This window comes from Kitasatospora sp. NPDC057223, from assembly GCF_042669755.1.
Lineage (GTDB): Bacteria > Actinomycetota > Actinomycetes > Streptomycetales > Streptomycetaceae > Kitasatospora.
In genome coordinates this window covers 88,913-95,352 of the sequence record NZ_JBHUWW010000009.1, presented here as the reverse complement: position 1 = coordinate 95,352, position 6,440 = coordinate 88,913, and the positions used below count along the sequence as shown (strand labels likewise).

At 75.0% G+C, this 6,440-nt stretch carries 6 protein-coding genes; 2 read left to right on the top strand and 4 right to left on the bottom strand.

The window, feature by feature from the left end; all coding sequences use genetic code 11:
* The first annotated feature begins 117 nt into the window (after positions 1-117).
* Positions 118-870, top strand: coding sequence for a thioesterase II family protein (locus ACFUK0_RS06200; protein WP_380246874.1), 753 nt, complete (start codon positions 118-120; stop codon positions 868-870).
* Positions 871-976: 106 nt separating this feature from the next.
* Positions 977-1,756: a 4'-phosphopantetheinyl transferase gene (locus ACFUK0_RS06195; protein WP_380246873.1), complete on the top strand. Its 780-nt coding sequence runs from the start codon at positions 977-979 to the stop codon at positions 1,754-1,756.
* A gap of 240 nt (positions 1,757-1,996) precedes the next feature.
* Here ACFUK0_RS06195 and ACFUK0_RS06190 read toward each other — a convergent pair whose 3' ends face one another.
* From ACFUK0_RS06190 to ACFUK0_RS06175, 4 genes are all read right to left on the bottom strand, one after another.
* Positions 1,997-2,638, bottom strand: coding sequence for a hypothetical protein (locus ACFUK0_RS06190; RefSeq protein WP_380246872.1), 642 nt, complete (start codon positions 2,636-2,638; stop codon positions 1,997-1,999).
* 61 nt (positions 2,639-2,699) lie between these two features.
* Positions 2,700-3,125, bottom strand: coding sequence for a pyridoxamine 5'-phosphate oxidase family protein (locus ACFUK0_RS06185; protein WP_380246871.1), 426 nt, complete (start codon positions 3,123-3,125; stop codon positions 2,700-2,702).
* A gap of 384 nt (positions 3,126-3,509) precedes the next feature.
* On the bottom strand, positions 3,510-4,379 hold the full coding sequence (locus ACFUK0_RS06180; protein ID WP_380246870.1) for a universal stress protein: 870 nt from the start codon (positions 4,377-4,379) through the stop codon (positions 3,510-3,512).
* A 155-nt stretch (positions 4,380-4,534) separates the two neighbouring features.
* Entirely contained in the window at positions 4,535-6,283 is a 1,749-nt protein-coding gene (locus ACFUK0_RS06175) for a GAF domain-containing protein (RefSeq protein WP_380246869.1), read from the bottom strand.
* Between the last annotated feature and the right edge of the window lie 157 nt (positions 6,284-6,440).

Genomic DNA, 6,440 nt, shown 5'->3' with positions numbered 1-6,440 from the left:
CGGGTCGCCCGCGGTCCGGGCCCGGCTCCCGGGCCGTCCGCACAGGCCGGAGCGCGCCCCCGAGCGGCGGCGCGCCCGTACACAGGCCGCCGTTCGAAGAGGAAGTCGGTGAGGGCCATGACGAGCTTGTCCGCCACGAAGGGCACCTGGGTACGGCGGTTCCACCCGGCCGACGACGCCGCGACGCGGCTGGTCTGCTTCCCGCACGCCGGCGGCTCGGCCACCTACTACTTCCCGGTGTCCCAGGCACTGTCGCCCGGCATCGACGTGCTCGCCGTCCAGTACCCCGGCCGCCACGAGCGGCGCACCGAGCCGTGCATCGACGACCTGCGCAGGCTCGCGGACTGCGTGGTGGACGAGCTCCAGGCGTGGACCGACCGGCCGCTGGCCCTGTTCGGGCACAGCCTGGGTGCCACGCTGGCCTTCGAGGTGGCGCTGCGTCTGGAGGCGGCCGGCACGGTGCCGCAGGGCCTGTTCGCCTCCGGCCGCAGGGCGCCGTCACGGCACAGGGAGGGCCGGGTGCACCTGGGCGACGACGCGGAGCTGATCGCCACGCTGCAGCGGATGAGCGGCACCGACCAGCGGGCGCTGGCCGACGACGAACTGCTCGACATGGTGCTGCCCGCGCTGCGCGGCGACTACAAGGCTGCGGAGACCTACCGCTACCGGCCCGGCCCCCCGCTGAGCTGCCCGCTGGTCGTGCTGACGGGTGACAGCGACTCCGAGGTGACCGAGGAGGAGGCCGAGGCGTGGCGGGAGCACACCACGGGCTCGTTCGCCCGGCACCGGTTCACCGGCGGGCACTTCTTCCTCAACACCCACGCCCGGTCCGTGATCGGGCTGATCGCTGGTCATCCGGCGCTGCGGTGACCGAGCCCGGCGACCGGACCGCCTGCGAGAAGGGGACTGCGATGGCGTACCGGGCGCACGGGGTACCGGGGCGGGCGACCTCCCCCGAGGACGGCGGCAGCAGGCGGTGATCGAGGAACTGCTGCCCGCGCAGGTCGAGGCCGCCGAGGCCTTCCACGACCCGGCCGAACCACCGCCGCTCTTCCCCGAGGAGGAACGGCTGGTCGCCGGCGCCGTGGCGCAGCGCCGCCAGGAGTTCGGCACCGTACGGGCCTGCGCCCGCACCGCACTGGCGCGGCTCGGCGTCCCCGCGGCGCCGATCCTCCGGGGCGAGCGCGGGGCTCCGCGCTGGCCCGCCTCCGTGGTGGGCAGCATGACGCACTGCGCGGGCTACCGGGCGGCCGCGGTGGCCCGCAGTGTCGACGTGGTGACGATCGGCCTCGACGCCGAGCCCGACGAGCCCTTGAAGAACGGCGGGGTGCTGGACCTGGTGACCGTCGCCGAGGAACGCGCCTGGCTGGCGGGCGCGGCCGCCCGGTGGCCGGACGTCCACTGGGACAGGCTGGTGTTCAGCGCCAAGGAGAGCGTCTACAAGGCGTGGTTCCCGCTCACGGGCCGCTGGCTGGACTTCGAGGAGGCCGTGATCACCGTCGATCCCGGCGCGGGCACCTTCGCCGCCCGGCTGCTCGTCCCCGGACCGGAGGTGGCGGGGATACGCCTGCCGGGATTCAGCGGCCGCTGGCTGATCCGCGACGGACTGATCCTCACCGCGATCGTGGTGGCCGCGGCATCCCCCGCAGCCGGGGATGACGGCGGTTCGCGCGCTCACCCCTCCACTCGTCGGGGACCCGCGTTCAGGGCGGGGTACAGGACGAGCGAGGAGGCGACGCCGACCGCCCAGCCGTAGTCGGCGAGGGGTATGAGGACGGGGTTGACGGGGAGAACGGCGGGGCCGGACTCCGATGACAGGGCCACTCGCCCGATGCCGTGGTCCGAGAGCCGGTCCCGGCACTCGTCCGTGGTGAGCTACGTCAAGGTGGGGTGCGCCCCCGGCGGGGGCTGCCCGGGCGGGAGGCCGGCGCGCCCGTCCAGGAGTTCGCCACCGGTCATCAGCGGCACGGCGCACACGCGATCGCCGCACGGACGGTCACTGGTCGCCGGTACCCGAGTGGCGCGGACGACCGGACCACTCGGGTTCCACGGCCTCCCACTCCTGCTCCCAGGCTGCCGCCGTCCGCCGGTTGATCACGCGGCACCCGAGGGCGTAGCCCGTGACGGCGGCGCCGGACAGGGCGGCCATGGCCCCCGCCCCGGAGAGGGCGGCACTCGTGGCGATCTCTGTTCCCGGACGGGGCGGCGCCACCGGCTTGCCCCGGTCGTCCACCCAGAGCCCGACCGTCGCCCCCACACCGGTGTCCGGAGGGACTTCGACCGTCCCTGCGCCGTGGACCGCGGCCGGGAACTCCCAGACCGCCTGGGCGTGGAAGACGCCCATCGCGTCGGCCTCGTCCTCCACGGCCTCCGCGACGGTGCTCGCGGTGATCCGGTGACGGTGTTGCTCCTCGTACCGGGCCTCGCTCTCCCCGGCCCGCAGGACGGCGAGGGCCGCCAGCAGCGCGGGGACGAACGCGACGAGCAGTGCGGCCGTGAGCGCGACGACGAGGCGGCTGCGCTGCACGTCGGCCGGGCGGGTCGGGGGGCAGGGATCCCGGCCCGCCGCCCGGCGGATGTGCCGCCGGAGGGTGGTCCGGCCGACGCGCCCGGTGGACCTTCGACGTCCGGGTGTCATGGTGCGCCTCCTCCGAGGGAGGGCCGGGGGCACGTGCGCGGGCCCGAGGGCGGGAACGACCTCATGATCCGAACCGGGTGCCGGTGACGAACTCCGGGTGGATCCTCAGGTAGCCCAGAGCCGGCTGGCGTCCCCACCGCCGGGGGCCCCGATCGCGCAGGTCCGCGACCGTCGCGGGATCGCTCACCGTGTGGGACCGGCCGACGATGAGCACGGTCCACCCGCGAAGGGTCTGCTCGTCGAAGCGGTCCGCCTGGAACCCGACCACCGCCCCGTCCATCAGATCCGCCCGCCAGCCCGTCGGCAGGGGGATGACCACCTCGCCGACCGCGTCCAGGGTGAAACTGGCCGGCGTCACGGCGGGCATCGCGTCATCGGTGTGGATGAGGCGCCCGATCGCCGTCTGCCGGAGCAGGTCCAGGCTCTGCTCCCGCGTGCACTCCTCGACTGCGGCACCGGCCACCGGTCGTGCGTCAGGAGATGCCATCAGATCCCCCTCCGCCGCTGCCGCCGCTGGGCTCACGGCAGGCGGTCGCACGGTGTGCCGGAGGACGGGACGCGCCGGGCCGCCCGAAAGTGCTCCGGCGGACCGGGGCTGACGCGCTCAGCGATCGCCGCAGCGCAGGCAGCCGGCCTCGGCGGCCCGAGGGCTGGGCGCGGGGGTGTCTCCTCTGCATGGCGCCGGCCTCCTACCTTGAAGTCCAGTGGGCGGAAACCCCCGCCTACTGGTCAGCGTGCGCGCCCCCGACGCCTCGCGGCTGGGGCCGCTCGGGCAGCCCGGGTGCGCCGAACGGCCCTACTCCTCCTCACTCCTCCTCCTGCTCGTCGGGCTCAAGGCCGGCAGGAGGTCTCCCGCCCCAGTGGCTGGGGATCAGGCGGAAGGCACGACGGCAACGGGGCAGTGGGCGTGGTGGACGACGGCCTGGCTGACCGACCCGAGCCGGCTGAAGGGACCCCCCGTCCTCCCGTGGCGGCCCACGACGACGAGCTGGTGCGTCTTCGACAGAGCTACCAGGTGCTTGGCGGGCCCGGACCGTACGACGTCCTCCTCGACCGGCACGTCGGGGTACTTCTCCTGCCATCCGGCCATGACTTCGGCGAGGAGCCGCTGCTCCTCCGCCTCGACGTGGCCGGCCTCGTACACCGGTGGAAGCGCGTGACCGGGTCCGAGGACGAGCGGGGAGCTCCAGGCGTGCACCGCGCGGAGCGGCAGGCCGCGGCGGCGGGCGGTGTCGAAGGCGAACTCCAGGAGTTGCTCGGACGGGTCGCGCCCCTCCACCCCGACCGCGATGCCGCCGGTCGACGCCTCGCCCGTCGACGCCTCTCCGGTGGACCGAACGACCACGACGGGGCAGGCGGCGTGGGCGGCGACATGCAGACTCGTGGATCCGACGAGCAGTTCCCGGAAGCCACCGGAGCCCCGGGAGCCGACGACGAGCAGGGCGGCTGCGGCGCTCAGCGCGACGAGTGCGTCGCGCGGGCTCGCGTCCACGACCTCGCTGCCGACCCCCAGGTCGCGGTGACGCCCGGCGGTCCGCCGCGCGAGCAGCTGCAGCGCTTCCTCCTCCGCCTTCCTGGCCGCCGGTGCGTCCGGCGGGGGCGCCGCCCGGGCCGGCTCCCACTGCCACGCACGGACGAGATGCAGAGGCAGTCCCCGGGACTTCGCCTCGTCCGCGGCCCAGTCGACGGCCGCGCCCGCGCTCGCGGATTCGTCGACGCCGACGATCACTGGATGTGCCATGACATGCTCCTTCGCTCCGGAAAGACCGGGCTCCGGGCCGGGGCCGACTGTCGCCGGCCCTGGTTCCGATCGTCGGACGGCACTCTCCTGCCGTCAACCGGCGCCGCCGTCCTGCTCGCGGGCTGACACGGGCCCGGGCGCCGGCGCGATGCCGCTCAGCGCGGGCCGGGCCGCGGCTCCGGCCGGTCGGGCTGAGGCAGCGGTACCCGCCAGAGCAGCCTGGTCCCGCCGTCGGGGCCCGCTCCCGCCCGGAAGCTCCCGCCCAGGCGCTTGGCCCGCTCCGCGAGGTTGGCGAGGCCGCTGCGAGGCCCGCCGGGCGGGAGGCCGACGCCGTCGTCGGTGACCGTCAGCCGCAGCTCTCCGTCGGCGCTCAGGGCCACCTCGACCCTGCGGGCGTGCGCGTGGCGGACCGCGTTCGACAGGGCCTCCCCCAGGACGGCGACCACCTCGTCGGCGACCGGCGGCGGCACCCGGAGGTCCAGGAGCCCGTCCATCCTCAGCCCGGGCGCGAAGCCGAGGCCGGCGGCGGCCCGGTCGACCGTACCGACCACCCTCCCCCGCAGTCCGTGCGCGGCCGGGCCGCGCTCCCTGGTCCGCAGCCCGAAGATGCTGGAGCGAATCGTCCGCACGGTTTCGTCGAGGTCGTCGATGGCCCGCAGCACCCGCTCCGACGCCTCGGGATGCTCGATGAAACGCGTTGCGCCCTGCAGGGTCATACCGGTCGCGAACAGCCGCTGAATCGCCAGGTCGTGCAGGTCCCGGGCGATCCGGTCGCGCTCCTCCAGCAACGCGACCTGTTCGGAGTCCCGGCGGTGCTCGGCCAGCTCCATCGCCAGGGCCGCCTGTCCCGCGAAGCCCGCCAGCGGCGCCGACTCCTCCGGTCCGAAGACCGGCCTGCCCGCCGCCCGGGCCAGCATCAGCACCCCGCTGACGCCGCCGGCCACCCTTCCGATCGGCACGGCCACGGCCGGCCCGAGGCCGGCCCATCGCGGCGGCCCGGCAGTGATCCTCGGGTCCTTGTGCACGTCGACGGTGGTGACCAGCCCGCCGGTCTCGACGGCGGCGCCCACGAAGGACCCCTCCCGCGGCAGGACGAGACCGCGGTGCCTGTCGGCCTCCAGCCCCAAGGCGACCCGCACCTCCAGGCTGCCGCCACCGGGGATGAGCAGGGCCACGACGGTCAGGTCCGCGCCGGCGATAGCGGCCGCGCGCGCAATCAGCAGGTCCAGCACCTCCTGCTGCGAGCTGCCCGACAGGAGACTGCTGGTCACCTCCGCGCTCGCCGCCAGCCAGCGCTCGCGGAGCCTCGCCCGGGTGTAGAGCCGGGCGTTGTCGATCGCCACTCCGGCCGCCACGGCCAGCGTCGCGAGGATCGACTCGTCCTCGGCGTCGAACTGTGCGCCGCCGCGCTTCTCGGTCAGGTAGAGGTTGCCGAACACCTTGTCGCGGACCCGGATCGGCACGCCGAGGAAGCTGTGCATGGACGGGTGGTGCTCCGGCACGCCGTACGAGGACGGGTGGTCGGAGATCTCCGCCAGGCGCAGCGGTGCGGGGTGGCTGATGAGCTCGCCCAGCAGCCCGTGCCCCTGCGGGAGCGGTCCGATGCGCTCGATCTGCTCCCGGTCGAGACCGACGGGGATGAACTGCGACAGCCGCTGGTCCTCGCCGATGACGCCCAGCGCCCCGTACTCGGCGTCCACCAGGGTGACGGCGGCCTCGACGATGTGCTGGAGCACCTGGCCCAGGTCGAGGTCCCGGCCGACCGCGAGCACCGCCTCCAGAAGACCGTGGATGCGGCTCGTGGTGCCGCGCGCCGCGTCCGGACGCGCCTGCAGCGCGCTCAGGAGGTCGTCGAGCCCCGGCTGCGGCGGACGGACGGGGCCCGGCTCCGAGGGTGAGCCCACCAGATCGCTCCGTTCGCATCCGCCGTGTGCTGCCGCTGCCCCCGGGCTCCAGGGTAGGGCGGCCGTCCCGCGCTGTCCCCGCGGACCGCACCTCGTGCCCACGGCGTTGCGGTGCCCGCACGGGCAGCGCTCACAGGGTCCGACCGGGCATGCCGGT

Coding starts and splice junctions, on each gene's coding strand:
- ACFUK0_RS06200 (WP_380246874.1), top strand. CDS start 118: ATGACGAGCTTGTCCGCCACGAAGGGCACCTGGGTACGGCGGTTCCAC.
- ACFUK0_RS06190 (WP_380246872.1), bottom strand. CDS start 2,638: ATGACACCCGGACGTCGAAGGTCCACCGGGCGCGTCGGCCGGACCACC.
- ACFUK0_RS06185 (WP_380246871.1), bottom strand. CDS start 3,125: ATGGCATCTCCTGACGCACGACCGGTGGCCGGTGCCGCAGTCGAGGAG.
- ACFUK0_RS06180 (WP_380246870.1), bottom strand. CDS start 4,379: ATGGCACATCCAGTGATCGTCGGCGTCGACGAATCCGCGAGCGCGGGC.